The sequence below is a fragment of the Arthrobacter caoxuetaonis genome (genome assembly GCF_023921125.1).
Classification (GTDB): Bacteria; Actinomycetota; Actinomycetes; order Actinomycetales; family Micrococcaceae; genus Arthrobacter_B; species Arthrobacter_B caoxuetaonis.
On sequence record NZ_CP099466.1, the window covers coordinates 3,132,414 to 3,158,317 of the forward strand.

The 25,904-nt window shown below is 64.5% G+C and carries 25 protein-coding genes; 13 read left to right on the top strand and 12 right to left on the bottom strand.

Features of this window, described 5'->3' with window-relative positions:
- Nucleotides 1–31: 31 nt before the first annotated feature.
- Together NF551_RS19065 and NF551_RS14495 are read left to right on the top strand one after the other, a co-directional pair.
- A complete protein-coding gene (locus NF551_RS19065) occupies nt 32–490 on the top strand; it encodes an OsmC family protein (protein ID WP_227893974.1) in 459 nt (152 codons plus the stop codon).
- Nucleotides 487–948 carry an ACT domain-containing protein gene (locus NF551_RS14495; protein WP_227893973.1) on the top strand — a complete coding sequence of 154 codons (462 nt, stop codon included), beginning with the start codon at nt 487–489 and terminating at the stop codon, nt 946–948. The genes NF551_RS19065 and NF551_RS14495 overlap by 4 nt, the downstream gene beginning before the upstream one ends.
- Nucleotides 949–952: 4 nt before the next feature.
- On the opposite strand, the gene fmdA is transcribed toward NF551_RS14495, so the two are convergent.
- Nucleotides 953–2,209: a formamidase gene (gene fmdA / locus NF551_RS14500; RefSeq protein ID WP_227893972.1), complete on the bottom strand. Its 1,257-nt coding sequence runs from the start codon at nt 2,207–2,209 to the stop codon at nt 953–955.
- Nucleotides 2,210–2,273: 64 nt separating this feature from the next.
- A complete protein-coding gene (locus tag NF551_RS14505) occupies nt 2,274–2,561 on the bottom strand; it encodes an FmdB family zinc ribbon protein (RefSeq protein WP_227893971.1) in 288 nt (95 codons plus the stop codon).
- A gap of 208 nt (nt 2,562–2,769) precedes the next feature.
- Between NF551_RS14505 and NF551_RS14510 the strand changes: the two genes are divergently transcribed.
- On the top strand, nt 2,770–3,564 hold the full coding sequence (locus NF551_RS14510) for an SDR family oxidoreductase (RefSeq protein ID WP_227893970.1): 795 nt from the start codon (nt 2,770–2,772) through the stop codon (nt 3,562–3,564).
- A gap of 15 nt (nt 3,565–3,579) precedes the next feature.
- On the opposite strand, the gene NF551_RS14515 is transcribed toward NF551_RS14510, so the two are convergent.
- The 3 genes from NF551_RS14515 to NF551_RS14520 all read right to left on the bottom strand — a co-directional run bounded on the left by NF551_RS14515 (nt 3,580) and on the right by NF551_RS14520 (nt 6,280).
- The gene (locus NF551_RS14515; protein WP_227893969.1) at nt 3,580–4,617 is read right to left on the bottom strand and encodes an NAD(P)-dependent alcohol dehydrogenase; all 1,038 of its coding nucleotides are present in this window, start codon (nt 4,615–4,617) and stop codon (nt 3,580–3,582) included.
- Between the two features lie 131 nt (nt 4,618–4,748).
- The gene (locus NF551_RS19070) at nt 4,749–4,850 is read right to left on the bottom strand and encodes an MFS transporter small subunit (protein ID WP_423720916.1); all 102 of its coding nucleotides are present in this window, start codon (nt 4,848–4,850) and stop codon (nt 4,749–4,751) included.
- The gene (locus NF551_RS14520; protein ID WP_227893968.1) at nt 4,847–6,280 is read right to left on the bottom strand and encodes an OFA family MFS transporter; all 1,434 of its coding nucleotides are present in this window, start codon (nt 6,278–6,280) and stop codon (nt 4,847–4,849) included. The genes NF551_RS19070 and NF551_RS14520 overlap by 4 nt, the downstream gene beginning before the upstream one ends.
- Nucleotides 6,281–6,653: 373 nt before the next feature.
- Between NF551_RS14520 and NF551_RS14525 the strand changes: the two genes are divergently transcribed.
- On the top strand, nt 6,654–8,252 hold the full coding sequence (locus NF551_RS14525) for a hypothetical protein (RefSeq protein ID WP_227893967.1): 1,599 nt from the start codon (nt 6,654–6,656) through the stop codon (nt 8,250–8,252).
- 137 nt (nt 8,253–8,389) lie between these two features.
- Nucleotides 8,390–9,052 (top strand): class I SAM-dependent methyltransferase, encoded by a 663-nt coding sequence (locus tag NF551_RS14530; RefSeq protein ID WP_227893966.1) that lies wholly within the window; start codon nt 8,390–8,392, stop codon nt 9,050–9,052.
- A 9-nt stretch (nt 9,053–9,061) separates the two neighbouring features.
- Here the strand turns inward: NF551_RS14530 and NF551_RS14535 are convergent, their stop codons facing one another.
- On the bottom strand, nt 9,062–9,673 hold the full coding sequence (locus NF551_RS14535) for a dihydrofolate reductase family protein (RefSeq protein ID WP_227893965.1): 612 nt from the start codon (nt 9,671–9,673) through the stop codon (nt 9,062–9,064).
- Nucleotides 9,674–9,753: 80 nt separating this feature from the next.
- On the bottom strand, nt 9,754–10,308 hold the full coding sequence (locus NF551_RS14540; protein WP_227893964.1) for an acyl-CoA thioesterase: 555 nt from the start codon (nt 10,306–10,308) through the stop codon (nt 9,754–9,756).
- Between the two features lie 124 nt (nt 10,309–10,432).
- On the opposite strand from NF551_RS14540, the gene NF551_RS14545 reads away from it, so the two are divergent.
- On the top strand, nt 10,433–10,645 hold the full coding sequence (locus tag NF551_RS14545; protein WP_227893963.1) for a hypervirulence associated TUDOR domain-containing protein: 213 nt from the start codon (nt 10,433–10,435) through the stop codon (nt 10,643–10,645).
- Between the two features lie 72 nt (nt 10,646–10,717).
- On the opposite strand, the gene NF551_RS14550 is transcribed toward NF551_RS14545, so the two are convergent.
- Entirely contained in the window at nt 10,718–12,163 is a 1,446-nt protein-coding gene (locus tag NF551_RS14550) for an APC family permease (RefSeq protein ID WP_227893962.1), read from the bottom strand.
- A gap of 192 nt (nt 12,164–12,355) precedes the next feature.
- Nucleotides 12,356–12,823 carry a DUF3237 domain-containing protein gene (locus tag NF551_RS14555; protein ID WP_227893961.1) on the bottom strand — a complete coding sequence of 156 codons (468 nt, stop codon included), beginning with the start codon at nt 12,821–12,823 and terminating at the stop codon, nt 12,356–12,358.
- A gap of 159 nt (nt 12,824–12,982) precedes the next feature.
- Here NF551_RS14555 and NF551_RS14560 point away from each other — a divergent pair, with 159 nt between their 5' ends.
- Together NF551_RS14560 and NF551_RS14565 are read left to right on the top strand one after the other, a co-directional pair.
- Complete coding sequence (locus tag NF551_RS14560) at nt 12,983–14,290, top strand: MFS transporter (RefSeq protein WP_227893960.1); 1,308 nt, start codon at nt 12,983–12,985, stop codon at nt 14,288–14,290.
- Nucleotides 14,291–14,338: 48 nt separating this feature from the next.
- Nucleotides 14,339–15,265: a LysR substrate-binding domain-containing protein gene (locus NF551_RS14565; RefSeq protein ID WP_227893959.1), complete on the top strand. Its 927-nt coding sequence runs from the start codon at nt 14,339–14,341 to the stop codon at nt 15,263–15,265.
- A gap of 76 nt (nt 15,266–15,341) precedes the next feature.
- Here NF551_RS14565 and NF551_RS14570 read toward each other — a convergent pair whose 3' ends face one another.
- Entirely contained in the window at nt 15,342–16,523 is a 1,182-nt protein-coding gene (locus tag NF551_RS14570) for a M20 metallopeptidase family protein (protein ID WP_423720910.1), read from the bottom strand.
- A 181-nt stretch (nt 16,524–16,704) separates the two neighbouring features.
- Here NF551_RS14570 and NF551_RS14575 point away from each other — a divergent pair, with 181 nt between their 5' ends.
- The 4 genes from NF551_RS14575 to NF551_RS14590 all read left to right on the top strand — a co-directional run bounded on the left by NF551_RS14575 (nt 16,705) and on the right by NF551_RS14590 (nt 21,164).
- The gene (locus tag NF551_RS14575; RefSeq protein ID WP_227893957.1) at nt 16,705–18,162 is read left to right on the top strand and encodes a sensor histidine kinase; all 1,458 of its coding nucleotides are present in this window, start codon (nt 16,705–16,707) and stop codon (nt 18,160–18,162) included.
- Between the two features lie 95 nt (nt 18,163–18,257).
- A complete protein-coding gene (locus NF551_RS14580; RefSeq protein WP_227893956.1) occupies nt 18,258–18,992 on the top strand; it encodes a response regulator in 735 nt (244 codons plus the stop codon).
- A gap of 103 nt (nt 18,993–19,095) precedes the next feature.
- A complete protein-coding gene (locus NF551_RS14585; protein ID WP_227893955.1) occupies nt 19,096–19,980 on the top strand; it encodes an ABC transporter ATP-binding protein in 885 nt (294 codons plus the stop codon).
- Entirely contained in the window at nt 19,977–21,164 is a 1,188-nt protein-coding gene (locus NF551_RS14590) for an ABC transporter permease (protein WP_227893954.1), read from the top strand. The genes NF551_RS14585 and NF551_RS14590 overlap by 4 nt, the downstream gene beginning before the upstream one ends.
- 144 nt (nt 21,165–21,308) lie before the next feature.
- Here NF551_RS14590 and NF551_RS14595 read toward each other — a convergent pair whose 3' ends face one another.
- Nucleotides 21,309–21,902: a PadR family transcriptional regulator gene (locus NF551_RS14595; RefSeq protein ID WP_227893953.1), complete on the bottom strand. Its 594-nt coding sequence runs from the start codon at nt 21,900–21,902 to the stop codon at nt 21,309–21,311.
- Nucleotides 21,903–22,196: 294 nt separating this feature from the next.
- Here NF551_RS14595 and aceE point away from each other — a divergent pair, with 294 nt between their 5' ends.
- Nucleotides 22,197–24,938 carry a pyruvate dehydrogenase (acetyl-transferring), homodimeric type gene (gene aceE, locus NF551_RS14600; protein ID WP_227893952.1) on the top strand — a complete coding sequence of 914 codons (2,742 nt, stop codon included), beginning with the start codon at nt 22,197–22,199 and terminating at the stop codon, nt 24,936–24,938.
- 89 nt (nt 24,939–25,027) lie between these two features.
- On the opposite strand, the gene NF551_RS14605 is transcribed toward aceE, so the two are convergent.
- Complete coding sequence (locus NF551_RS14605) at nt 25,028–25,792, bottom strand: IclR family transcriptional regulator (protein ID WP_227893951.1); 765 nt, start codon at nt 25,790–25,792, stop codon at nt 25,028–25,030.
- Nucleotides 25,793–25,904 lie beyond the last annotated feature (112 nt).

Below are 25,904 nucleotides of genomic sequence, written 5' to 3' on the forward strand. Positions count from 1 at the left end.
TACCGAACAGTTGCGGCAGTACGGTCCATCCATGACACAGCACACATACAGTGCCCACATTGCATGGAACGGAACGACAGCCGGAGGCTATCGTTCCTACTCCCGAGACCACTCGGCCGCTGCTCCGCCTGCTGCACAGGAACTTCGCCTCAGCGCCGACCCTGTTTTCCGGGGAGATCAGGAATTGCTCAATCCTGAACAGCTTCTGACCGCAGCAGCGAGTTCCTGTCTGCTTCTGTCCTTCCTGGCGCTGGCCAGTCGGACCGGGCTCGATATCCGCTCCTACGAGGACAGGGCGGCTTCCGTCCTGGACACCGGCACCGAACCAGTTCGGATGACGGAAGTTGTCCTGAGCCCTACCATCCGGGTCCCGGCAGGAACGGACCACAAGAGTGTGCGGACCGCCCTCGAACAGGCACACCGCGGGTGCTACATCGGGAACACCCTAAATTGCCGGGTTCGGTTGCAGCCCACGGTGGCCGAAGCATGAATAGCCCGCGGGACATCGGTCTCACCCTGCCGAACCGACCGGGAGCACTGGGAGAGTTCGGCGAGGTGCTCGGCCGCGCTGGAGTGAGCCTTGAGGGCGGCGGTGTGTTCACCCACCATGGGTCTGGCGTCGCCCATTTCCTGGTCAATGATGCGGCTACGGCCCAGGCAGCACTGGAATCCGCCGGGATGGGGCCGGTGACCGTCAGCCCCGTCGTTACGGTGAAGCTGGATCAGGGCACGCCCGGACAGCTTGGAGCACTGGCCAAACAGCTCGGAGACTGCGGGGTCAACATTCTGGTCCAATACAGTGACCATGCAAACAGGCTCGTCCTTGTGCCGGAACCTGGCCACTACGGCACCGCATGCCGGCTTGCCCAGGAATGGACGGCAGAAAGGGCCCAGGCACCAGGCTGCCTGCCCCGGACGGGCTCCGGGGCAGGCAGTTCGTCGGGTTGACTGCTCAGCGGTTCGAGGCGTGCGGTGCTCCGATGCCGGGATCAATCTGGAACGGCCCGGAGGCCGACGGGCGCACATCGAAGTCAAAGATCGACGTCGGGATGTACACCGTGGAACATGAGTTCGGGATGTCCACGACGCCGGAGAGCCGGCCCTCGATCGGTGCGGCTCCGAGCAGCAGGTACGCCTGCTCCGGGCTGTAGCCGAACTTGGTCAGGTAGTCGATCGCATGCAGGCAGGCCCGCTGGTAGGACAGGTGCGAATCGAGGTACCGCTGCTCGCCGTCGAGCGTCACCGAGGTGCCGGAAAACGCTATCCACTCGCTGAAGTGCGGGTCCACGTTGCCCGGCATGAAGATCGCATTCTCGTGGACGCCGTACGTGTCCATCCCGCCCTTGATGATGTCCACGCGCAGGTCGATGAACCCGCCCATCTCGATGGCACCGCAGAAGGTGATCTCGCCGTCGCCCTGGGAGAAGTGCAGGTCCCCCACGGACAGGTTGGCGCCGTCCACGAAGACCGGATAAAAGATCCGGGATCCCTTGGAGAGGTTCTTGATGTCCTGGTTGCCGCCGTTCTCCCGCGGAGGTGCGGTGCGCGCAGCTTCGCCGCCCACCCGGGCCCAGTCATCCCGTGGCACACCGCCCAGTACGGCATGTTCAGCTTCAGGCGGCAGCGCGAGCGGCGGGACCCGCTGGGGATCGGTGGCGATCAGGTCTCCCTCGCGCTTGTTCCACTTCGCGAGCAGGGCGGCCGACGGCGCGGTGCCCATCAGGCCCGGGTGGATCAGGCCGGTAAAGGAGACGCCGGGAACGTGGCGGGAGGTTGCGGTCTGGCCGTTGAAGTCCCAGATCGCCTTGTAGGCGTCCGGGAACTGATCGGTGAGGAACCCGCCGCCGTTCTCTTTTGCGAAGATCCCGGTGTAGCCCCAGCCCTGCCCTGCCAGCGGACCGGAGTCCTCCTGCGGAATCGGCCCGACATCCAGGATGTCCACCACCAGCAGGTCTCCCGGCTTGGCACCTTCCACACCGAAGGGTCCGCTGAGTTTGTGTACGGTAAGCAGCGGTGCGTTCAGGATGTCCTCAGCAGAATCGTCGTTGACGATCGCGCCATCGAACCATTCCCGGCAGTCAACGCGGAAGGACTCTCCGGGCTTTACCACCGCCACCGGCGGGATTTCCGGGTGCCACCGGTTATGGCCCGGTTTTTCCTGGTCCTCGAACTTTTTCGAAGAATCCAGCGGGAAGACGACTTTCGGCATAATTTCTCCTTCGAGGGGATACTGCGTCCTTAGTCAGACATATGGAGCCGAACAGGTCCGGGAGCTAGTCAGGCCTGGGGAGCTTTTGGTGCAGCGGATTGGAGGTTGTCCCGCTGCTTCGGCGGGGCCATGCCCCGGGCGAAGTCACCACTGCTGGTTCAGCGGCAGTGCGTGCGGTGCCTTCGATCAGCTTGTAGGCACTCGACGAGGCCCTGGAAAGGTACGGTGCGGTGATGAGCCGCTTCGACGCCCCGCCGCAGTCCGGGCAGGGGACTTCATCGCGAACCTGCTGCATGGGTGAGTGGAGCTCGAAATCGCTGCAGTGGGAACAGCGGTAGGCGTAGAGCGGCATGGTGGGCCTCCCCTGGCTGGGTCCAGTGGCGCCATCGCCGCTGAGGTTGTGCTCGACCCTAATGACACGCTGTCTTGGGCGTCAATGGAACGTGGGTGCTTTGACCCGTCCGGATCCGGTGCTTCCGGCCACCGTATGCCTTGACACGCCAGCGGGCCCTGGACCAGACTCACCCCAGCCAGACGGCTGCCAGTTGGGAGGGACCTTCGTGAACAGCTCCGCCGGACATAAGTCCGGCCGCCTCCGCCGGCTGGAAGGCCGCACCGCCGTCGTAACCGGAGCAAGCCGCGGTATTGGCCTTGCCATTGCCCGGCGCTTCGTGGACGAAGGTGCCCGCGTGCTCCTGACCGCCCGCGAGGAGCCTCCCCTCCTGGACGCGGCTGCGGGTTTCCCGGAGGGGACGGTCCTGACTGCCGCGGGGAACTCAGCAGATCCGATCCATCAGCGCGAGGTCCTCGACCTGGTGGCCCGGGAGTTCGGCCGGCTGGATGTCCTCGTGAACAATGCGGGCACTAATCCGGTCTACGGTCCGCTGCTGGACCTGGACCTGGATGCGGCGCGGAAGATCATGGAAGTGAATGTCCTGGCTGCCCTGGGCTGGGTGCAGGCGGCCTGCCGGCATCCCCGGGCCGGTTTCCTGGACGGAGGCGGGTCGGTGATCAATATGTCCTCCGTGAGCGCCCAAACACCGGCCAAGGGCATCGCCTGGTACGGGATCAGCAAGGCCGCGCTGGAGCAGCTCACCCGTTCCCTCGCCGTCGAACTCGCACCGGCGGTGCGCGTGAACGCGCTGGCACCCGCCGTCGTCAGGACCCGCTTCTCCCGGGCCCTTTATGAGGGCCGAGAGGAGAAGGTTGCCCGGTCCTATCCCCTGGGCCGGCTGGGCAGCCCGGAAGATGTCGCGGCCGGAGCAGCCTTCCTCGCGTCCGACGACGCCGCCTGGGTCACCGGGCAGATCCTTACGCTCGACGGTGGGCTCCTGGTCGCCGGCGGCTCGGCCTGAGCCTGCCGGCGATGCCTACGGAACTACAACCGCTCGGCCCACAAGCTGGTTGCTCTTCAGCTTCTCGTAGGCCGCCGGAGCATCCTCGAGGGAGAAGACTTCGGTGTGCACGTTGAGGCCTTCATCGCGGGCCAGGTCCAGCACTTCGAACAGCTCAGTCCGCGAGCCCCAGTAGGGAGCACGGATGGAGGTCTCCCACGAGGCTGTCGCGGTGAGGCCCACCTTCAGCGTGCCGGAGCCGACTCCCACCAGTACCTGGTCACCCTGCGACCGGACCATCGCCTGGCCCATGTCCAGCGTTGCCTGGTTCGTCACGAAGTCGAAGACGGCGTCCACCCCCAGCCCCCGGGTGAGGTCCTTGATGATGTCCACCGTCCCGTGTTCGGACGGGAAGGCGTACTGGGCGCCCACAGAGGTCGCCAGGTCCAGCTTCGCCGGGTCGATGTCCAGGGCGACGACGGTCGCCGCGGTGAGCGAGCGGAGGATCTGGATCGCCACGTGCCCCAGGCCGCCCACTCCGATGACGACTGCGGTGGAACCCGAGGGCAGCTTTTCCAGGGATCCCTTGATCGCGTGGTAGGGAGTCAGGCCTGCGTCCGTCAGGGAGACGTTCTGAACCGGGTCCAGGTCGCCGAGCGGAACCAGGTGCCGGGCGCTGTCCACAATGATGTACTCGGCCATGGCTCCGGGGGCACCGAGCCCGGGAGGGGCAATGCCGTATTTGGCTGCATTCCGGCAGTAGTTTTCCCGGCCCGAGGAGCATTCGTAGCAGAGACCGCAGCCCCAGGGCCCGTAGATGGCCATCGACTGTCCTTCTTCGATGTGCTTCACACCCTCGCCGATCATGTCCACCGTTCCGGCGCCTTCATGGCCCAGCGTCAGGGGCAGCCCGTAGATGTACTGGTCCTCAGGCAGGGACATGATGTATTCGTCCGAATGACACACCCCGGCCGCGGTCACCTTCAAGCGGATCTGCCCGGGTCCGGGCTCCGGAGTGTCGATCTCCACGATTTCCGGGGCGGAGCCGATGCTGCGGTACTGAAGAGCCTTCATGGCGTACTCCTATCTCCGCGCAGGCAGACCCCGCCCGCACGGGTGAATGGATTTGCCCTTCAAGCGTTGCACCGATCCCCGGATTACACAGCCCGCGGCGCCTGCTGGAGCGCCGCGGGCTGTGCATTCCTTCAGCCGAAGAGTGCTGCGGCCTTGGTAAGCGTCTGGAAAACACCGTAGGCCAGCGGGATGCCTACCAGCAGCCAGCTGATGGTCAGTTGAACCTTGCTCATCGGTTTCCTTCCTGTGGGGCAGCCTCGGGCTGCTGCTCGTCTGCGGGCGCATCCGATTCTGCGGCCCGTGCCTTGCCCGTGGACTCGTGGTATTTGTCGGCCACTGGTTTGACCAGCAGGTTGGCGATGAAGCCGATGATGAGCAATCCCACCATGGTTAGCAGTGCAGGCTGATAGGCCTCGGCTGTCAGTTCACCTGGTGTTCCCTGCGCATCGAGGAATGAATTCACGATCAGCGGTCCGGCTATTCCGGCCGCGGACCACGCGGTAAGGAGCCGGCCGTGGATGGCCCCCACCTGGAACGTCCCGAAAAGGTCCCGCAGGTAGGCCGGAACGGTAGCGAATCCTCCTCCGTAGAAGGAGAGGATCACGAAGGCCAGCAGCACGTACAGGATGGTGGACGTGGATCCGAAGAGCGCCAGCAGCACGTAGCAGACAGCGCCCACCCCGAGGTAGACCATGTAGATCCGTTTGCGGCCGATGACGTCGGAGGTGGAGGACCACACGAACCGGCCGCCCATGTTGCCGATGGAGAGCAGTCCAACGAAGCCGCCGGCCACCGCAGCGGTGACCAGGGAGGCGCCGTCGGGCTGGCGGAAGAAATCCTGGATCATCGGCGCCGCTTGTTCCAGAATGCCGATGCCCGCCGTGACATTGCAGAACAGCACGATCCAGACCAGCCAGAACTGCTTCGTCTTGATGGCGTTCGACGCCGACACGTTGGCCGTGGTGACCAGCGGCTTCTTTGCCACTGTGGCCGGGTCGAAACCCTTCGGCTTCCAGTCGTCCGCGGGGACCCTGATCGTCCATGCCCCGTAGAGCATATAGATCAGGTAGACAACGCCGAGCGTGAGGAAAAGCTTGCCGACGGCGTCGCCGCTGGCCACCCATCCGGGGGATCCGGAGTCCGGATCGTAGAAGGCCAGCAGAGCCGATGAGACGGGGCTGGCGATCAGCGCACCGCCGCCGAAGCCCATGATTGCCATGCCTGTGGCGAGGCCCGGCCGGTCAGGAAACCACTTGATCAGTGTGGAGACCGGCGAGATATAACCGATGCCCAGCCCGATGCCGCCGAGGAATCCGTAGCCCACGTAGACGAGCCAGAGCTGCTGGGTGAAGATACCCAGTGCCCCGACCATAAAGCCGCCGGACCAGAAGACTGCCGAGACGAACATGGCTTTGCGGGGACCGTTCCGGTCGACCCAGGTACCCATGATGGCTGCCGAGAGGCCCAGCATCACGATTGCGACGGAGAAGATCACGCCGATCTGCGTGAGGCTGGCATCGAAGTACTCCACCAATGCGGTCTTGTACACGCTGGTGGCGTAAGCCTGGCCGATGCAGAGATGAACGGCCAGCGCTGCCGGAGGGATCAACCATCGGTTGAACCCCGGCGGGGCGATGATGCGGTCACGGTCCAGCCAGCTCATATTGCACTCCCAGTTTCACCCAGCACGTCAATTGGCTGGCCGGTGCCGCCAGGGCGGCACCGGCCTGTGCGCCCCAGCATGGTGCATTCCGTTCCGCCGGAGTATCCGACACGCCGCCTGACGTCAGATCACACTCGTGCGGGAACTGCAACCTACCGGCCGGTAACTATTTTTCCGAAACCCTTGCGTTGTTACCGAAGAGTAAGTTAGATGTAACCGACATCACATTCCTACCCGTCGGTAACCCCTGCAGAAGACACCACATGACGCAGGACAGACCCGGACGGCGCACCAAGAAGGCGGGGGCCAGCACGGCACTGCCCGCAGTCCGAGCGGTCTCAAGACCGACGTTGAACCAGAAAAGGGATATTCAATGACGAGTTCCACGTCCGGCCGGTCCACTAACCGGCCGCACACCATTCTGACCGGCCTCTTGGCCCTGTTCCTGGTCTTGTTGCTGACCTTCTTTGTGCTCTTTACGAACCAGGTCTCCAACGGTGCTGCCCAGCTGTCCGAAGGAGCGGAGCGCGCCTCTGCCGGTGCCGGCGACCTGAAGGACGGCGCTGCTGCTGCGAAGGAGGGTGCCGACAAAGTTGCTGCCGGCAGCGCGAAGCTTGACGACGGCGCTGACACCCTGGCCAAGGGCATCGGCACCGCCAAGACCGGCGCCACGTCACTGAACGAGGGCGCGGCCACCCTGAACGACGGCGCCGCTGCCGCTTCTGAGGGTGCCAACAAGCTCGCCACCGGTGCTACGAATGCCTACACCGGTGCTTCCACCCTGGCCAATGGTGCTTACGCTGCTTCGGAGGGAGCGAACAAGCTCGCTACGGGTGCAACGACCGCCCGTGAAGGCTCCGAGCAGCTGGCTGCAGGAGCAAGCGAGCTGCACACGAAGATGGAACCGCTGGTCGGCGGGTCAAAGGAGCTGGCCGCCGGCGCTGATGCTGCAGTTGAAGGAATCGGGCAGCTGACCCCGGGCTCTCAGGAGCTCAGCAAGGGCGTCAGCGATGTCTACGCAGCGATCAATCTGCTGCCGGATCCGAAGGACGGCCTTACGGCTTACACGAAGATCTCTGCGGACCTCACGCCGTACTCCCGTTCTGGAAACTCAGCAGGCGCTGCCGAGCTTCGGCAAGCTGCATTGGACCTCAAGCCGTTGGAAGGCACATTTATTCCGCCCGGAAAGTTGGACAAGCTAGTAGATGCTGCAGACAAGCTCGAAGGCCTGGAACGTCTTGTCGCAGGCATCGACATCGGCCTCAAGGGCGATCCTCGACTGCCGAAACACGAGACCAAGTTCGGAACTGTCGTTCACCAGGGAGGTTTGGTTTACGGTGCTGATGCAGTATCCGGCGGCCTCGGCGAGCTGAACACCAAGGCCCCCGCCCTGGCGGCCGGTGCACACACAGCAGTCGCCGGCGTTGAACAGCTCTACGCCGGAGCCGGTCAGGTGTCCGCAGGCGCCCAGAACCTCAACCAGGGCCTCGTGACCCTCGAGTCCGGCGCCTACAGCCTCTCCGAAGGCAACGCCAAGCTCGCCAACGGTGCAGGAACCCTCACCACCGGCCTCGGCACGCTGGAAGCCGGCGCCTACTCGCTCTCCGAGGGCAACGCCAAGCTGGCCGACGGCTCCGGCCGCCTGCTCTCCGGTTCGGATTCGTTGAATGAAGGCATGCTCAAGCTGGACGACGGTGCCAAGACGCTCAAGGACGGCACCACCACGCTGAAGACCGGCGCGGCGGACCTGGCTGAAGGCAACGGCAAGCTGGCCGACGGCACCGTCACGCTCGCCGACGGCAACGGTGAAATCTCCGCCGGCGCCGGAACCATGCTGGAACGCACCTCCGCCATGACACCGGGAGAAATCCTCACCTCCCCGGCCATCCTGGCGGTCCTGATCCCGGTGGTCCTGCTGCTGATCCCGCTGGCCCTGTTGATCTCGGCCCGCAGCCGCCGCTCGCAGCACTAGGAGCGGCGCGGACAGAGCGCACCACCGACGATGAAAGGCCGGTACCGCAGCCCCGAGGGGGGCGGTACCGGCCTTTCTATTTGTCCACGGGACCTGGGGGTCTGCACCCGGGGACCAACCAGACTAAAATTCACGTCATGCATCACCACGACGACGCACCCCCGCCGCAGGACCCGGACGCATTCTGGGACGGCTTCTACCGCGCGAAGGACCAGGTCTGGAGCGGTAACCCCAATGCCCTGCTTGTCCGGGAAATCGAGAACCTGAATCCGGGCACGGCCTTGGAGCTCGGCTGCGGCGAAGGAGCCGATGCCGTCTGGCTGGCGAGACGGGGCTGGCAGGTTACCGGTATGGACATCTCCTCCGTGGCACTGGAACGCGCTGCTTCCCACGCCCGGGACGCCGGCGTCGGCGATTTGGTCACCTGGATCCAGGCCGACCTCGCGGCCTGGGCCCTAAACACTCCGGAATCCGGCCCCGGCTACGATCTGGTCTGCGCCCAGTACCTGCACTCCCCCGCCGAACTGCCCCGGGACGCCATCCTGCAGCGCGCCGTGGCCGCAGTGGCACCCCGCGGACGCCTGCTCGTCGTCGGGCACCAGGACTTTCCGCCGTGGGGCCGCCATCCGGCCCCCGATCCGGCGCTGCCGACGGCAATCGAACTCGCCGCGGCCCTGGGACTTGACGCTCTGGGCTGGGAGATTGAAACGGCCGAGGCCATCCCGCGCACTGTGGAGGGGCCGGAAGGACAGCAGGCAGTCGTGCACGACAACGTGCTGCTGGCCCGCCGCGGGGTCTGAAACCCCGGCCTACATCTCCGCGACGGTAAACGGCCGGGGCAGCAGGGACAGCGATACTGCGCCGGAATTGGTTATCTGCGATCCGGTAACCAGGAAGGATGACGGCAGGCACCCGTCTTCGAACAGACGTTTACCTGTGCCAACCACCACCGGGAAGATCAGCAGCCGGTATTCGTCCACGAGCCCAGCGGCATAGAGGGCCTGGGCCAGCTTATGGCTGCCGTGCACCTGCAGTTCTCCATGCCCCTGGTCCTTGAGCTCGGCCACGGCCCGCACCACATCCCCGGAGATCACCGTGGTGTTGCGCCAGCTGGGCTCGGTGACCGTGCTGGATACCAGGTACTTGGGCAGGTGGTTCAGTGCCTCGGCAACAACATCGGTCGGGTCCTCGACCGGTTCCCAGTACGGCTGCATCATCTGATACGTCGAACGTCCGAGCAGCAGCGCATCGGCCTGCCGGAACCAGCCGGTAACGACTTCGTCCATACCTTCGTCCGCCATGGGAACCAGCCATCCGCCGCGGTCGAACCCGTTGGACCGGTCTTCATCCGCCCCGCCGGGCCCCTGCATAACGCCGTCCATGCTCAGGAAGGAATTGACGGTCAGCCTCACGACGGACACCTCCGCACCTGAAAACGCCGGTCACCGCTGGTTGCGGTCTGTCTAGGCTCGGTCAGCTGCAACGGGCAGTCAAGGGTAAGTCAGGCAGCCCAGGCATGAGGTGCCGGCCGGCGTGCCCCGGGAAGGGCGACGTTGGCCCGCCATTCGGCAATCCATTCCGGCAGCTCAAGGTCTTCCGGAGGACGACTGCCGGCGGCAGCGAAGATTTCCTCATTCGTGACCGGCCCCTTCTTGGAGACCATGCGGGTGGCGATAACGGCGCTGGCGTAGATCTCGCCGTCGGCAACCATGCGCTGCTCAAAGTAGATCGCCCGCTCGTCGAAACCGACGATCTTCGTTTCGATGCTGTACCGCTGCCACGGCCCCAGCGACTTGCGGAAGCTGATGGTCTCGTTGCTGACCACCGGGCCCCAGCCCTGGCGCCGCATCTCCGCCCAGAAGCCGCTGCGGATCATCAGGTCGAACCGGCCCAGGTCCATGAGGGAGAGGTACATGCCATTGTTGACGTGGTTGGCGAAGTCCAGATCTGTAGGCAGGACCCGCATGGGCAGCGATGAAGTATCGAAAATGTCCAGCCGCGGCCTGCGGCGGCGTGCGGTCAACAGGAGCAGCAGGGTGCGAAAGATCAGGTGCATGCCGTTATATTACCCGTCAGTAACATAGCTGCCTAGGGTGCACTCGCCGTGAAGTTCACCGCTGGGTCCACTTGAGGGCCAGCTACCCGTTACATGGAGCCGTTGCGGTGCTATGACTCTGGGCATGAGTGAGCAATTCAAAGTTGGCGACCGGGTGCGGTGGAACTCGCGCACAGGTTCCGTCACGGGGGAAATCACTGAGGTTCACACCGCTGACTTCGAGTTCATGGGACGCCGGCGGCTGTGTTCGGAGGATGAGCCGCAGTACAAGGTGCGCAGTGACGCCACCGATCTGCACGCTGTTCACCGTGCAGATGCGTTGAAACGGCTCGGCTGAACCGAAAACGCGACGGCGGCCGCCCGGGTGGGCGACCGCCGTCGTACGTTTACTGCCTGGGCTATTGAGGCGTCAGCGGCGGGAGGCGTCCCGTTCGCGGAGCTTCGCCAGGACGTGCTCTTCTGCGTCAGGGCCGGGCTTGATGCCGCCGGGGACCCGGAAGAACATCGCCAGGCCGATGACCCACCAGAGACCGAACAGCAGCCATGGCTGGATGCCCAGGGCCGCAGGCATGCCGGGCATGTAGAGGCTGAACAGCGCGGTGCCCAGAATGGCAGCCGCGATGCCGATGGCGATTCCGCCCTTGCCCTTGCCTCCGACGCGCAGCGGCCGGTCCATTTCGGGTTCGCGCTTGCGCAGAATCAGGAAGGACACAGCAACCAGCGTGTAGGCGAGGACGATGCTCGGGGCACCGGAGTCCACCAGCCAGCCGAGCATCTGCGCACCGCCGAAGGGAGCCAGGACACTGAGTCCGCCGATGAACAGCAGGGCGTTGTGCGGCGTGTGGTACTTCGGATGCAGGCGGCCGAACCAGGCCGGAAGCATGCCCGAGCGTGCCAGCGAATACATCAGTCGCGAGGCACCCATGAGCAGGGAGTTCCAAGACGTCAGGATGCCTGCGATGCCGCCGGCAATCAGGACCTTGGCCATCAAATCGGAGTTGAACATGGCGCCGACGGCGTCGGCTGTGGCGATGTCTGTGCCGGCCAGGTCACCCGCGGACATGGCGGAGGACGTCGTGAGGATGACCATCACGTACCAAATGGTCGCGAGGATGACGGCAATGACCACGAGGCGGCCGATCTGCCGTGCGGGGATGTTTACTTCCTCGGCGGACTGCGGAATGACGTCGAAGCCGATGAACAGGAACGGCACCACGACCAGCACGGCAAAGAAACCGTTCATGCCCCCGGTGAACCAGGGATCCATGTTCGCGGCGCTGCCGCCGGTGAAGGATCCGGCGATCATGACCAGCCCGATGGCCAGCAGGAACAGCACGACGAACGTCTGCACGATGCCGGCTTCCTTTACGCCCCGGATATTGATCCAGGTAATGGCGACGGCGGCCACTGCACCGACCAGCGCCCAGGTCAGGTGCACCTCGAAGCCGGCAACTGTCCAGAGCGGAATCTGGCTGAGGTTGGGGAAGATGTACTGCACCGTGCGCGGCAGCGCCACCGCTTCGAAGGCCACGATCGTGACGTAACCGCCGATGATGGCCCACGAGCCGATGAAGGACGTGCGCGGACCCATGGCCCGCAGGATGTAATTGTGCTCCCCGCCTGCCTTGGGCATGGCTGCGCACAGTTCGGCGTAGGTCAGGCCCACGATCGCCATGATGGCACCGCCGGTGAGCATGGCCAGGATCGCTCCGCCGGTCCCGGCATTGGAGAGCCAGTCTCCCGTGAGGACAACCCAGCCGAAGCCGATCATGGCGCCGAACCCCAGTGCCAGCACGTCGATGCGGCCCAGGACCTTCTTGAGTGAGGGTTCGGTTCCGGTTTCTGCTGCGGACACGCCGACACCCCCTTTCTGTAGAGCTGTGCCACTATGGGCACCGAAACGAAATTGCCCACTTACGTTACTGGTGTGGTCCGGCCACACCTAATGTTTCACTCCGTTAGGGGGTGGGGGCGTAACGCGCTATACGTCTTCGGGTGCCATTGCCGTACCACCGTGCCGCCCGCGGTCCACTGCAGAAGAACCGGATCAGTCCACCGTATAGATTTCCAGCCGCACCTCATTCGGGAGGCGGATACCAGTGCCGATCAGTATCCGGCTGGAGAGCCATGCCCAGGCACCGGAGTCGGGCGCTTCAATCTTCGGGGTACAGCGGAAATAGATTCTCTCCGGGGCTACAGCCTCACCGCGCAGCAGGGCGGCAATATCCTCCTCGCTGCCCGAGCGCAGTCCGAAGTTGTTCACGTAGAGACGTTCGCCGTCGTCCGTTTCTATGGCGTATTTGGCTTCCAGCTCGGTGAGCGTGGAGGTGCGCAGGAGCTGGAAATCAGCGCCGACGGGGAGAACAGTGCCTCGCAGTGCTGGGCCTTCCACCTTTCCTCCGAGGATGGGGATGATGCGCCGCAGTCCGGCTGCAGTTTGGCCAACCTCGACGGGTTCGCCCACTTCAACGGAAACAGTGGCCAGATACGAAAGAGCAGGAGCGGCGGGAGACATGTCCATGAGGCTATCGCGTGCAGCCGCAGCTGCGCGATGACTCTTTTCCCAACATCAGAGGCCGGTTTTATACCGTTGACCTTCTCAACTATTGCTCTGATAGTTAGTCCATGAATGCCTGCCGGCTGCAGGCTCAGGCCACGCTGCAATGGAGGAGCAATGAGTCCCACGGTTACGCATACCGGAACATCCGGAGTCAGCACCGGCAAGCGGCGGCGCGATCTCGTTGCCGTCAATATCGGCAACACCCTTGAATGGTTCGACTGGAACATCTACGCGATCTTCGCGCCGTTCTTTGCCGCGCAGTTCTTCAAAACGGATAATCCAGTTTCAGCTCTCCTCTCCACACTTGCCATTTTTGCCGTCGGCTTCCTCATGCGGCCCATTGGCGGCTGGCTCTTTGGACGAATCGCTGATGAAAGAGGCCGGCGCTTTAGCCTGACGCTCGCCATTGCCCTGGCTGCACTCGGCAGCCTCGTGATTGCCGTAGCACCGAATTTCGATGCCATTGGGGTCTTTGCTTCCATTCTTCTTTTGCTTGCCCGGCTGGTTCAGGGCCTTTCCCACGGCGGCGAAACCGGCTCAGCATTCACCTACCTCGCTGAAGTCGCACCGGAAGGGCGGCGCGGTCTCTGGGCTTCCAGCCCGTGGATCGGCGTCGGGATCGGTTCCATGCTGGCCACCGGCCTGGGTGCCGTCCTCACCGCCGTGCTTTCGGAAGAGGACATGGCCAGCTACGGATGGCGCATACCCTTCGCAATCGGTGCGCTGCTGGGCCTCTACGCCATCTACATCCGCCGCACCATGAGCGAGTCCTCCGTCTATGAAGCCAACGCCGCATCCAAGACCGATCATGAGACCGGCATCCGCTGGACCCTCAGGCAGCTCGCAGCCAACCGCCGCGGCACCCTGCAGATTGTGGGACTGACCATCAGCGGCGTGGTGGCCTTCTACACCTGGTTCATTTTTGCCCCCGGTTATGCGGTGTCCGTGCACGGCATGGATCCGACGTCGGCACTGGTTGCAGGACTCTGCGGGCAGGCGGTGTTCCTGCTGGCTATTCCGCTTATGGGCGCAGCGTCGGACCGCTGGGGACGTCGTCCGGTCCTGCTGGTCTTCAGCATCGGCTTTATCGTCGCCGCCATTCCGTTGGAGTTTGGCCTGGGCTCCAGCCCGTTCTCACTGTTCGGAACCGTCGCTATGGCTTCCATCCTCCTGGCCGCGAACTGCGCCCCGCTGGGTGCGGTGTTCGCCGAACTGGTTCCTACCCGGCTGCGGGCAACCCTGATCGGCATTGCCTACGCGACCTCCGCCGCGATCTTCGGAGGCACGGCCCCCTACCTGAATACGTGGCTCTCGAGCATCGGCCTGCATGTGATATTTGTTGTCTACATCATGGTCCTTTGCGCCGTCAGCACGGTGGTGATCCTGACTATGCCCGAGACCCGGAACCGCCGCCTGGACTAGCTAATGGTCCCGGCCGGGCCACCGGGCCCCAGTTTCCAGGCGGTACCGATGAGCCAGTTCACCCTTCGCCAGCTGCGCTACTTCTGTGCCATCGCTTCCACCGGGAGCATCAGTGCTGCCGCCGCCAGGGAACATGTGTCCCGATCGGCCATGGCAGCTGCCCTGGACGAGCTGGAGCGGATCCTGAAATCGCAGCTGTGCACCCGGCACAAATCCCACGGAGTGGTGCTAACTGCGAGCGGACAGTACGTGTTTGAACAGGCGCTTTCACTTCTCCGGTCGGCGGACAACCTCGAGGCGACGGCCGGTGCGCGTGAACTGGCGGGTCCACTCGCCGTCGGCTGCTATCCGTCCTTGGCCCCCACGATCCTGCCGCAGCTGGTGAAGCTGTTCGAACGGCTGCACCCGGAGGTGGAACTGAGCATTCATCCCACCGACCAGGAGACCCTGCTGCAGCAGCTCAAAGCCGGAGACCTGGAACTGGCGATCATGTACAACATGCATCTGGACCGCAGGGTGGAAACCGCATGGCTGTATGACACCGCAATGCATGTGATCCTTGCTGCCGGGCATCCGCTCGCTGACTGCGACGTCGTAAGGGCCAAGGATCTGGAAAACGAACCCCTGATCCTGCTCGACGCGCCGCCCAGTGCTGACGACATCCTGTCCTATTTCACGGCCCAGGGCCTCTCACCCACCATCCGGCACCGGACCCGCCACTTCGAACTGGCCCGCTCGCTGGTGGCACAGGGGCTGGGTTACTCACTGTTCATCCAGCGCCCGCGGAACCCTTCAAGCTACGAAGGCCTGCCGGTCCTGGCCCGCGCACTGGACCCGCAGCCCCACCTGGAACGGGTATCCGTTGTCTGGCCGGCAGGACGGACGTTGTCTGCCAAAGCCCTGCGGTTCATCGAGCTGGCGCAGCAGAACGTTGCCTCCTACGCTCCCGAAGCCCTGTATCCCAGCCCTCGTTAGCACTGTTGCTGGTGTGACCACAGAGGGTCACACCAGCAACGAGGGTTGGGAAGGCGTGCGGGCCAAGCCCCGAAAACTACGTCAGCCGGTTGAATGCCAGCTGTGCCAGGGCCGCGGCCTGGTCAGCCAGGACCGAATCGTCGAAGAGCACCCGCGGCGAGTGGTTCCATGCAGCGGTGGCGGGATCAACGTCCGGTGGAGTCGCCCCCAGGAACAGGAACGTGCCGGGGATCTTCTGCAGCACCAGGGAAAAGTCCTCCGAGCCCATCAGCGGATCACGGGACTGGATCACGCGTTCTTCGCCGAAGAGCTCGCGCAGCTCCCGCATGGCTTCAAACGTTCGGGAGGGATCGTTCTCGGTCATCGGATAGAGGATCTCGAAGCTGACCTCCGCGGTGCAGCCATGGGCGGCCGCGATGCCGTCGGCGAGCGCCTTGGTCTCGATAATCAGCCGATCCACCGATTCCGCCGAGAGCGTGCGCACACTGGCGCCCAGGCTCGCGCTGTCGGGGATGACGTTGATGGCGCGGCCGGCCTCCAGCTGGGTCACAGTCAGGACGATCGGATCGAAGACAGAGAACTTCCGGGTAGCCATGACCTGCAGGGCAGCTGCAATCTCGACCAGGGCCGGAACGGGATCAAGCGCGTTGTGCGGCTGGGAGCCGTGCCCGCCGGAGCCGTGGACGGTAATCCGCAGCTCGTTGGCTCCCGCCATCAGGGTGTTGGGCTTGGTGCGGAAAACACCGAGCGGACCGGGACGGACATGGATGCCGTAGGCCGCCACGGGGCGCTCCCCTGCGGCCTCGAGGACGCCCTCGTCTATCATCAGGCCGGCACCGCCGTCGCCCTCTTCTCCCGGCTGGAACATAAAGACGACGCTCCCGGAGATGTCCCGCTGCTGCGCGGCAAGCAGCCTCGCTGCTCCGACCAGGCCGGCCACGTGCAGGTCATGCCCGCAGGCGTGCATCGCGCCGTTTGTGGAGGCGTACTCGAGGTCGGTCAGTTCTTCGACCGGCAGGGCGTCCATGTCTCCGCGCAGCAGGACAGCGGGTCCGTCCTCGCCGCCGCGCAGCACTGCCGTTACCGAGCTCAGCGACTTGCCGGTGGTGATCTCCAACCCCAGGCCGTCCAGGGCGTCCAGGATCTTCGCCTGGGTCCGCGGCAGATGGAGGCCAACCTCGGGTTCCCGGTGGATGTCCCGCCGAAGGGACACCAGCCCCGGCAGCAGCGCCTGTCCTTCGGAAGCAAACATGTCCATCCTTACGGTTCGTCCGGCCGTGCGTTTCAGGGGATCTCCCCCTGAGGAAGTAAACCACCCCGTGAACACAAACACACTTGCCACAAGGCAGGGAGCCTGCCATGGGCCGTCAATTCCCAACCCGCCGGGTTCCCCCGTACGGCGGATCCGCTGCGGCCGTCCCGGATTTAGACTGTTGGCCATGATCGAAACGCAGGCGTCTGGCACAGACACGGCCGGCCCGGCTTCGCAGGAGCAGGAAACGACGGTGCCCGGGCCCACCCTCAGGGGACCCGCCGGCAGACTGCGCAGTTTCCGGCTCAGTCTCCCCTGGAACTCGGAAGACGACTGGGAACGCCCCGCACCCGGCCCCGAGGGGTACCGCCGCGACGTGATCGGTGTGCTCATCGCACTGTTCCTCAGTGCGGTGATGCTCGAATTCATGCGGGGATTCGCTTTTGGCGAAGGTGATTCCGCGAGTCCCTGGGTCCAGCACCTGGTGCAGGCGTCTATTTTCGTGTTTTTGGTTTTTCGCCGCCGCTTCCCCGTTACGGTGATGCTGCTCAGTTCCGCCACATTCGTCATAGTCGGCATCACCATGCCGCCGATCAGCCAGACGCTGGGCTTCCAGGCGGCCTACTTCGCGTCCCTCTACAGTGCCGTGGCGTGGGCGCGGAACCGGCGGGCCCTCTGGCTCGCAGTCACCGTGGTGGTCGCCGCCATGTTCCTGTGGATCGTCCTGGGCTTCACCCTCTCCAGCAGCTACGACGAAATCCTGAAGACGTTCAACATTGAGTCCAATGACCCCGTGGGCCTGTTCCCGCCGCTGACTTCCTACGTGCTCTACTCGTTTATGCTCAACGCGGCCTATTTCGGCGGAGCAATCATGTTCGGCTGGAACTCCTGGCGCAGCGCCCACCAGCGCGAACAGCTGGCCGAACAGGCCGTCCAGCTCGAAGCCCAGGCCGCGGATCTAGCCCGCAAAGCCGTCATCGAAGAACGTCTGCGGATCGCACGGGAACTGCACGACGTCGTCGCGCACCACATCTCCGTGATCGGCATCCAGGCCGGAGCAGCCCGCCGGGTATTGGAGAAGAAGCCCGACGCCGCCGCCGGTGCGCTGCAGACGATCGAATCCTCCAGCCGCGATGCCGTGGCGGAGATGCGGTCCCTGCTCGGTGTCCTGCGCTCTTCCGACGCGGAGGCGGACGGCCCGGACGGAGCCGCCCACCGCCGGCCGGAGCCCGGATTGGACGAGCTTCCGGGCCTGATTGCGGACTACCGCAGCAACGGCCTGGACGTGAAGTTCCAACGGGCCGAGCACGAACCCGGTGCGCTGGGCAATCTCTCCGCCCCGCTTGCCCTCTCGATTTACCGCACCATCCAGGAGTCCCTGGCGAACGTGCGGCGCCATTCGACGGCCGGGGGCGCCGTCGTGGTCCTGCGCACCGGCGGCACACCGGCAGGCGCCGATCATGCCGCCCAGCGCTGGGTGGAAGTGGAAACGGTCGACGACGGCCGTCCACGCCACGGCACCAGCGGCACAGGCTACGGACTGCGCGGGATCCGCGAGCGGGCAGCGCTCCACGGCGGACTGACGGACATTGGTTCGCGCGACGGCGGCGGGTGGCGGGTACGCGTCCGTTTTCCGCTGCGCTGAGAGCGGCTGGTGCATGTGTGACCCCCGTTCCGCTGATGCCGATAGTTTTAGAGGGGGGCGGCAACGGGCTGCCGAGAGAACTGTGAAGGATATCCATGGAACCGATCCGTTTGCTGCTCGCTGACGACCAGGCGCTGGTACGGGCAGGCTTCGCCATGATGCTCTCGGTCGAAGAGGAAATCGAGGTGGTCGGCGAAGTCGCCAACGGGCAGGAAGCAGTCGACTTCGCCGCAGCCCACCCCGTGGACATCATCCTCATGGACGTCCAGATGCCCGTACTCGACGGCATCCGGGCGACCGAACAAATCGTGGGCGCCGGCCGCGCCAAGGTCATCATCCTGACAACGTTCGAACGCGATGACTATCTCTTCGACGCCATCCGCGCCGGGGCGAGCGGCTTCCTGCTCAAGAATGCCGACCCTGACGACCTCGTGGATGCCGTGCACGCTGTGGCCGGGGGCCACGCGTTGCTGGCGCCGGAAGTGACCGTGCGGGTCATCGAACGGTTCGCCCGCCACCTTGATGCGGAACAGCAACCCTCCAGCATTCCGGTGCCGCAGGCCGCCGCTGTCCAGCAGCCTGATCCGGAACAGCAGAAACTGCTGGCATCCCTGACTGCCCGCGAGCGCGAGGTCCTGGAACTCGTGGCCACCGGGCTGAGCAACGCCGAAATCGCGTCCCGCATGTTCGTCGCAGAAGCGACCGTCAAGACCCACGTATCGAACCTCTTGGGCAAGATCCAGGTCAGGGACAGGGTCCAGGCCGTGGTCTTCGCGTACGAGTCCGGGCTCATTCTTGCGGGTGACACCGGCCGCGGAGCCGCGGACTGATCTTCACCCGCACGGCCGATCCGGCGAACCGGGGACTTTCCTAGGATTATGGGAAGCAGTCATCCCAACTCTTCCGGTCCGCCGGGCAAAGGAGCAGTCCCCCATGCTGCAGGTCCGCAGTCTCACCCGCCGGTTCGGTGAGAAAACCGCCGTCGACGCGGTGACGTTCGATATCCCCTCCGGCCAGATGACGGGGTTCGTCGGTGCCAACGGTGCCGGCAAGACGACCACGATGCGCATGATCATGGGCGTCCTCAAGGCGACGTCCGGCGACGTCCTGCTCGACGGCGAGCCGCTGACCGCTCAGGCCCGCTCCACCTTCGGCTACATGCCGGAGGAGCGCGGCCTCTACCCCAAGCAGCCGATCCTGGACCAGCTGGTCTATCTTGGCCAGCTGCACCGGATGAGCCAGGCGGACGCCAAAAAGGGTGCCATTGACCTGCTGGACCGCTTCGGGCTGGCCGGAAGGACCAAGGACAAGCTGGAATCGCTGTCCCTGGGCAACCAGCAGCGTGTGCAGATTGCTGCTTCCCTGCTGCACAAGCCCAGCGTCCTGATCCTGGATGAGCCCTTCTCCGGCCTGGACCCTGTCGCCGTCGATTCCATGGTGGAACTGCTGCGGGAGCGCACCTCCGCCGGCGTGCCCGTGCTCTTCTCGAGCCACCAGCTGGACCTCGTGGACCGGCTCTGCGACAACATGGTGGTGCTGCAGCAGGGCAAGGTCATCGCTTCCGGCACCGGAGACGACCTGCGGGCCAAAGCGGTCAACCGGCACCGTCTCACCGTTTTCCCGGATGCAGGCTGGGTCCGGGACGAACCCGGAGTGCGGGTCCTCGACGTCGCCGGCCCCACCGCCGTCCTGGAGTTCGACGACGTCGACGCGCGGCAGCGCGTGCTGGCCGCTGCCCTTACCCGCGGCTCCGTGGAGGAGTTCGCCCCCATCCGACCGTCCCTGAGCGAAATCTACCGTGAGGTCACCGCAGCATGAGCACCGTTTCCCGGCCTACCCCGGCGTGGGCCATCGTCACCCTCCGTGAGGTCACGGTCAAGGCCAAGGACCGCAGCTACCTGATCTCCACCCTGGTCACGCTGGTGCTGATTGTCGGCGTCGTGGTCTTCAACGCCTACATGAGCACCAAGGCGGACGATTACAGGGTTGCCGTCAATGATTCCGCCGGCACTGCCGTCGTGGACCTGGCCCACGAAGCGGGGCAGGCCGACGGCGGGAATACCAGCTATGAGGCACGCTCCGCTGATTCGGCGAAGCAGGCCGAAGAGCTGGTCCGTTCGGGGGAGGCTGACGCGGCACTCATCCTCAGTGATGACGGCACCTGGACCCTGACCGGCAACGAGGAGCTTTCCGGCGGACTCCAGCAGGGAGTAGCCGAGGCCCTGCGTGCCTACACCCTGGGCATCAACGCCGGCCAGGCCGGGACCACGCCGGAAGCCCTGCTGGAAGGCAGCGAGTTCGAGACGGCGCTGCTCAACGGCAATGCCGAGAATCAGTTCCTGGCCCAGTTCACCGGCTATGTTTTCGGGTTCCTCTTTTATATGGCCGCGATTGTGTTCGGCATGGCGATCGCCACCTCCGTGCTGGAAGAAAAGCAGAACCGGGTAGTGGAGATCCTTGCGACGGCGATTCCGATCCGGCAGCTGCTCTACGGCAAGGTTGCCGGCAACACTGTCCTGGCCATGATCCAGCTGGCGCTGTACGCCGGCGCGGCCCTGCTTGCCCTGACCTTTACCGGGACGGCAGATTCGGTGAGTACGATCATTCCGGCGTCGGGCTGGTTCCTGGTCTTCTTCCTGGTCGGCTTCCTGATCCTGGCTTCCCTGTGGGCCATGATCGGCTCCATGGCCTCACGCTCCGAGGACCTGAACAACAGCTCCGGTCCGGTGCTTACCGTGATCATCGTCGCCTTGTTCGCGGGCCTGTTTGCCAAAGGCCAGCTGCTGGTTCTCGCATCCTTCGTTCCGGTGCTCTCCACCGTTGCGATGCCGGTGCGGATGCTCAGCGGCGAAGTTCCCCTGTGGCAGACGTTTGCATCGCTGGCCATCGCGCTGGCCGCTGCATATGCGCTTCTGCGGTTCGGCGAGAAAATCTACCGGCGGGCCGTCATGCAGGGCGGCGGGGCCCTGACCCTGCGCAAGGCCATGAAGCTGGAGCAGTAGCCGCTCGCAGACCACCGAGATTGCAGAAACTGCCCGTGAGAGCTCACGGGCAGTTTCTGCTGTCTGGGGGAAAGGCTCAGGCGTGCGGCCGGCGAGTGGGTGGCCGGCAGGCGCGCGGCAGTGTGAGATCTCAGCGCGTGATGTCTAGGCAGACCCCTGAGGATAGAGCTCATCGAGCAGGGCAAGTCCACGTTCGGCCCAGGCGACTTCGGATTCAGCCCGCGAGGTCAGTCCCTCATACGTGAACCGTTTGAAGGCCGCCACCTTCCCGTGGTCTTCTTCGGGTACGGTCGCCAGGCGGCGGTTGAGCATGTCCGAGGATCCGCCGTCGATCTCCTGGATCTTCTGCCGCCATTGCAGGAGAAGGGCACCGTAGTGCTCAATGTGGGCTTCAAGCTGCCGGCGGGCAGAATCGGGTTCAGCCCATTCCAAATAGGCAGCTTTCAAGTGCATGGGGTCCCGTTCCCGGGGGTAGTCCAGCTGGCTGTTGACCCAGGTCCGGAAGGCATCACGTCCGGCATCCGTGACGTGGTACTGCCGTTTGCGCCCCTTGGAGCCCCACCGGACTTCTTCTCCCTCCAGCAGTCCGTCCCGTTCCATCCGGCGAAGTTCGGGGTAGATCTGGGAGTCCGGGGCATGCCAGACGTACCCGACCGAGGACTGGAACTGCTTGTACAGGTCGTAACCAGTCATTGGCTCGACGTTCAGCAGTGCCAGCAGCGCGTATCGAAGGCTCACTGGTGCCTTTCCGGAGAAGAATCCTTGCCCGCACCACTATAGGCATAGCTAGTGGGCCGGTCCTTGGCTGGACCGGCCGTTTAGCTGGAGGGCGTCGGGGAATTGCCGCTGTCTTGCCGGATATGCCCTAAAGGGCATCTGTGATACGTCTTACGGTGAAGCAACAATGCCGTACCCGAAGAAGCATGAAATCGCCTGTTCGTATAGATTGAACTGAGCATTCCGCATAACGGAGTGGTCGGTGAGTCACCGAATTACCTTGAGGGGACCCCGCCCTCAACCGAGAGGCTGCATATGAGCGTCAGTGAAGACAGAACGGACATCCTCAGCGGGCTGACAAGCCAGCTGCCGGATCGTGACCCGGAAGAAACCGCGGAATGGATTGAATCCCTCGATGAGCTGATCCGCTCGCAGGGTACAGAGCGTGCGCAGTTCATCATGCGCTCCCTGCTCCAGCGGGCAGGTTCCCGCTCCGTCGGCGTCCCCATGGTGACCACCACCGACTACGTCAACACCATCCCCGTTGACCAGGAACCTGAGTTCCCGGGAGACGAGGAAATCGAACGCCGCTACCGCGCCTGGCTGCGCTGGAATGCCGCGATCATGGTGCACCGCGCCCAGCGCCCCGGCATCGGCGTCGGCGGCCACATCTCCACTTACGCAGGTGCCGCCACCCTGTACGAAGTGGGCATGAACCACTTCTTCCGCGGCAAGGACCACCCCGGCGGCGGCGACCAGATCTTTTTCCAGGGCCATGCCTCCCCCGGTGTGTACGCCCGCGCCTTCCTTGAAGGCCGCCTGAGCGAGGAAGACCTCGACGGCTTCCGCCAGGAGAAGTCCCGCGAGGGACACGCCCTGTCCTCGTACCCGCACCCGCGTTCCATGCCGGACTTCTGGGAATTCCCGACCGTGTCCATGGGCATTGGCCCCATGAACGCGATCTACCAGGCACAGTCCAACCGCTACCTGGAAAACCGCGGCCTGAAGGACACCTCAGACCAGCATGTCTGGGCGTTCCTTGGCGACGGCGAAATGGACGAGCCGGAATCGCGCGGCCTGCTCCAGCTTGCCGCCAATGACAAGCTCGACAACCTGACCTTCGTGGTGAACTGCAACCTGCAGCGCCTCGACGGTCCGGTGCGCGGCAACGGCAAGATCATGCAGGAGCTCGAAGCCTTCTTCCGCGGCGCCGGCTGGAACGTCATCAAGGTTGTCTGGGGCCGCGAGTGGGACTCGCTGCTCGAGAAGGACAACGACGGCGCACTCGTGGACATCATGAACTCCACGCTCGACGGCGATTACCAGACCTACAAGGCCGAGTCCGGCGGCTTCGTCCGCGAGCACTTCTTCGGCAAGACCCCGCAGACCAAGGACATGGTTGCCGATCTCTCGGACCAGGACATCTGGAACCTGAAGCGCGGCGGCCACGACTACCGCAAGGTCTACGCCGCCTACAAGGCCGCCACTGAGTTCAAGGGCAAGCCGACCGTCATCCTGGCGCACACCGTCAAGGGCTACGGCCTGGGCACGCACTTCGAGGGCCGCAACGCGACCCATCAGATGAAGAAGCTGACGCTGGAGGACCTCAAGGCCTTCCGCGACCACCTTCGGATTCCGATCAGCGATGAGCAGCTTGAAGCCGACCCCTACCAGCCGCCGTACTACCACCCGGGTGCCGACGCACCGGAGATCAAGTACCTGCTGGAACGCCGCAGGGAACTCGGCGGCAACGTCCCGGAACGCCGCGAGAAGCACGCACCGGTGAAGCTGCCGGATGAGTCCGCCTACGAAGTCGCCAACCGCGGTTCGGGCAAGCAGATGGCCGCCACCACCATGGCGTTCGTCCGCCTGCTCAAGGACCTCATGCGGGACAAGGAGTTCGGCAAGCGGATTGTGCCGATTATCCCGGACGAGGCCCGTACCTTCGGCATGGACTCGTTCTTCCCGACGGCAAAGATCTACAACCCCAAGGGCCAGAACTACCTGTCCGTGGACCGGGACCTCGTCCTGGCCTACAAGGAGTCCCCGCAGGGCCAGATTGTGCACGTCGGCATCAACGAGGCCGGTTCCATCGCTGCGTTCACCGCTGCCGGTTCGGCCTACGCCACCCACGGCGAACCGCTGATCCCGGTCTACGTGTTCTACTCGATGTTCGGTTTCCAGCGCACCGCCGACTACATCTGGGCAGCTGCTGACCAGATGGCCCGCGGCTTCCTGATCTCCGCGACTGCCGGCCGCACCACCCTGACGGGCGAAGGCCTGCAGCACGCCGACGGGCACTCGCCGATCCTGGCCTCGACCAACCCCGCGGTGAAGACTTACGATCCGGCCTACGGCTACGAGATCGGGCACATCATGCGCCGCGGCCTCGAAGAGATGTACGGCGAAGGCTCCGAGGACCGGAACCTGATCTACAACATCATGGTTTACAACGAGCCGATCCTGCAGCCCAAGGCTCCGGAGAACCTCGACGTGGAAGGTGTCCTCAAGGGCATTTACCGTGTCTCGGCGTCGGACGCCCAAGGGCCGAAGGCCCAGCTGCTGGCTTCCGGCGTCGCGGTTCCGTGGGCCCTCGAAGCCCAGAAGCTGCTCGCTGACGACTGGGGAGTTTCGGCTGATGTCTGGTCGGTGACGTCCTGGAACGAGCTGCGCCGTGACGGTTTGGCTGCCGAAGAAGAAGCCTTCCTGAACCCCGGCTCCGAGCCCCGCGTGCCGTTCGTGACGCAGCAGCTTGCCGGTGCCGAAGGCCCGATCGTGGCGTCCACGGACTACATGAAGGCTGTTCCGGACCAGATCCGCCAGTTCCTGCCGAACGACTTCGCCACCCTAGGTGCGGATGACTTCGGTTTCGCGGACACCCGGGCCGCAGCACGCCGTTACTTCAAGATCGACAGCCACTCCATGGTGGTCCGCACCCTGCAGCTGCTCGCCAAGCGCGGCGAGGTGGATGCTGACGCACCGCGTATGGCGCTGGAGAAGTACGACCTGCTGAACGTCAACGCAGGGACCAGCGGCAATGCGGGCGGCGACGCCTAACCGCTGACCAGCTAAGTAAGGGCCGGAAACCGTGCGCGGTTTCCGGCCCTTACTTGTTTCAGCGTGTCTGGTTTAAGCGTGCGGCAGGCTCAGGCGTGCTGCAGCGCCAGATCCCCGGAGATCTCCCGTGCAGCAGCCTGGAGCATTGGAACAGCCCGTTCACCGAAGGCCTCATCAACACGGGAGACCGGGCCGGAGACGGAGATGGCTGTCGGTGTAGGGGCATCCGGAACCGCAGCAGCGAAGCAGCGGACTCCGAGTTCCTGTTCCTGCTCATCAATGGCGTAGCCGCGTTCACGGATGATGGCCAGGTCGGCGAGCAGGCCTTCGATGCTGGGAATGCTGGCCGGCGTGGCTGCGGGCAGGCCGGTCCGGGCCACGATGCCGCGCACCTGCTCATCGGTGAGCTGCGCCAGGATGGCCTTCCCGACGCCGGTCGCATGGCTGTGGGCGCGGCGTCCCACTTCCGTGAAGGTCCGCATGGAGTGCCGGGACGGAGCCTGGGCGATGTAGAGCACCTGGTCCGAGTCGAGTACTGCCATGTTGGCTGTTTCCCCGACTTCGTCCGCCAATTTCCGCAACACAGGTGTCGCCAGCGCTCCGAGCTGCTTTCCGGCGCCCTCGCCGAGCCTGATGAGCCGGGGGCCAAGGACATAGCGCCGGGTCGGCAGCTGTCGGGCGTAGCCCAGCTTTACCAAGGTGCGCAGCAGGCGGTGAATCGTCGGGAGCGGAAGGCCTGCCGTGGCAGACAGCTCGCTCAGCGTCGCGGATCCTCCGGCGTCAGTGATCAATTCCAGCAGTTCGAACACGCGCTCGACGGACTGCACACCGCCTCCGGCGCTTCGCTCGGCCATCTCGTTGGATCCTTCCGGGGCGGTTCGAACTCAGAAGTGGTTTTGTTATCGTCATGCGGAAAAGCAGTTTCGGATTCCCCACCGTAACCGCGGTTGGGAGGGAAGACCAGCT

What these genes read in the sequence shown, in the direction of transcription:
- NF551_RS19070 (WP_423720916.1), bottom strand. Translation starts at nt 4,850, where the DNA reads ATGAGCAAGGTTCAACTGACCATCAGCTGGCTGCTGGTAGGCATCCCG.
- NF551_RS14540 (WP_227893964.1), bottom strand. Translation starts at nt 10,308, where the DNA reads ATGCACCTGATCTTTCGCACCCTGCTGCTCCTGTTGACCGCACGCCGC.
- NF551_RS14565 (WP_227893959.1), top strand. Translation starts at nt 14,339, where the DNA reads ATGAGCCAGTTCACCCTTCGCCAGCTGCGCTACTTCTGTGCCATCGCT.
- NF551_RS14520 (WP_227893968.1), bottom strand. Translation starts at nt 6,280, where the DNA reads ATGAGCTGGCTGGACCGTGACCGCATCATCGCCCCGCCGGGGTTCAAC.
- NF551_RS14555 (WP_227893961.1), bottom strand. Translation starts at nt 12,823, where the DNA reads ATGTCTCCCGCCGCTCCTGCTCTTTCGTATCTGGCCACTGTTTCCGTT.
- fmdA (WP_227893972.1), bottom strand. Translation starts at nt 2,209, where the DNA reads ATGCCGAAAGTCGTCTTCCCGCTGGATTCTTCGAAAAAGTTCGAGGAC.
- aceE (WP_227893952.1), top strand. Translation starts at nt 22,197, where the DNA reads ATGAGCGTCAGTGAAGACAGAACGGACATCCTCAGCGGGCTGACAAGC.
- NF551_RS14605 (WP_227893951.1), bottom strand. Translation starts at nt 25,792, where the DNA reads ATGGCCGAGCGAAGCGCCGGAGGCGGTGTGCAGTCCGTCGAGCGCGTG.
- NF551_RS14495 (WP_227893973.1), top strand. Translation starts at nt 487, where the DNA reads ATGAATAGCCCGCGGGACATCGGTCTCACCCTGCCGAACCGACCGGGA.
- NF551_RS14505 (WP_227893971.1), bottom strand. Translation starts at nt 2,561, where the DNA reads ATGCCGCTCTACGCCTACCGCTGTTCCCACTGCAGCGATTTCGAGCTC.
- NF551_RS14575 (WP_227893957.1), top strand. Translation starts at nt 16,705, where the DNA reads ATGATCGAAACGCAGGCGTCTGGCACAGACACGGCCGGCCCGGCTTCG.
- NF551_RS14560 (WP_227893960.1), top strand. Translation starts at nt 12,983, where the DNA reads ATGAGTCCCACGGTTACGCATACCGGAACATCCGGAGTCAGCACCGGC.
- NF551_RS19065 (WP_227893974.1), top strand. Translation starts at nt 32, where the DNA reads ATGACACAGCACACATACAGTGCCCACATTGCATGGAACGGAACGACA.
- NF551_RS14545 (WP_227893963.1), top strand. Translation starts at nt 10,433, where the DNA reads ATGAGTGAGCAATTCAAAGTTGGCGACCGGGTGCGGTGGAACTCGCGC.
- NF551_RS14525 (WP_227893967.1), top strand. Translation starts at nt 6,654, where the DNA reads ATGACGAGTTCCACGTCCGGCCGGTCCACTAACCGGCCGCACACCATT.
- NF551_RS14515 (WP_227893969.1), bottom strand. Translation starts at nt 4,617, where the DNA reads ATGAAGGCTCTTCAGTACCGCAGCATCGGCTCCGCCCCGGAAATCGTG.
- NF551_RS14530 (WP_227893966.1), top strand. Translation starts at nt 8,390, where the DNA reads ATGCATCACCACGACGACGCACCCCCGCCGCAGGACCCGGACGCATTC.
- NF551_RS14570 (WP_423720910.1), bottom strand. Translation starts at nt 16,523, where the DNA reads ATGGACATGTTTGCTTCCGAAGGACAGGCGCTGCTGCCGGGGCTGGTG.
- NF551_RS14580 (WP_227893956.1), top strand. Translation starts at nt 18,258, where the DNA reads ATGGAACCGATCCGTTTGCTGCTCGCTGACGACCAGGCGCTGGTACGG.
- NF551_RS14585 (WP_227893955.1), top strand. Translation starts at nt 19,096, where the DNA reads ATGCTGCAGGTCCGCAGTCTCACCCGCCGGTTCGGTGAGAAAACCGCC.
- NF551_RS14590 (WP_227893954.1), top strand. Translation starts at nt 19,977, where the DNA reads ATGAGCACCGTTTCCCGGCCTACCCCGGCGTGGGCCATCGTCACCCTC.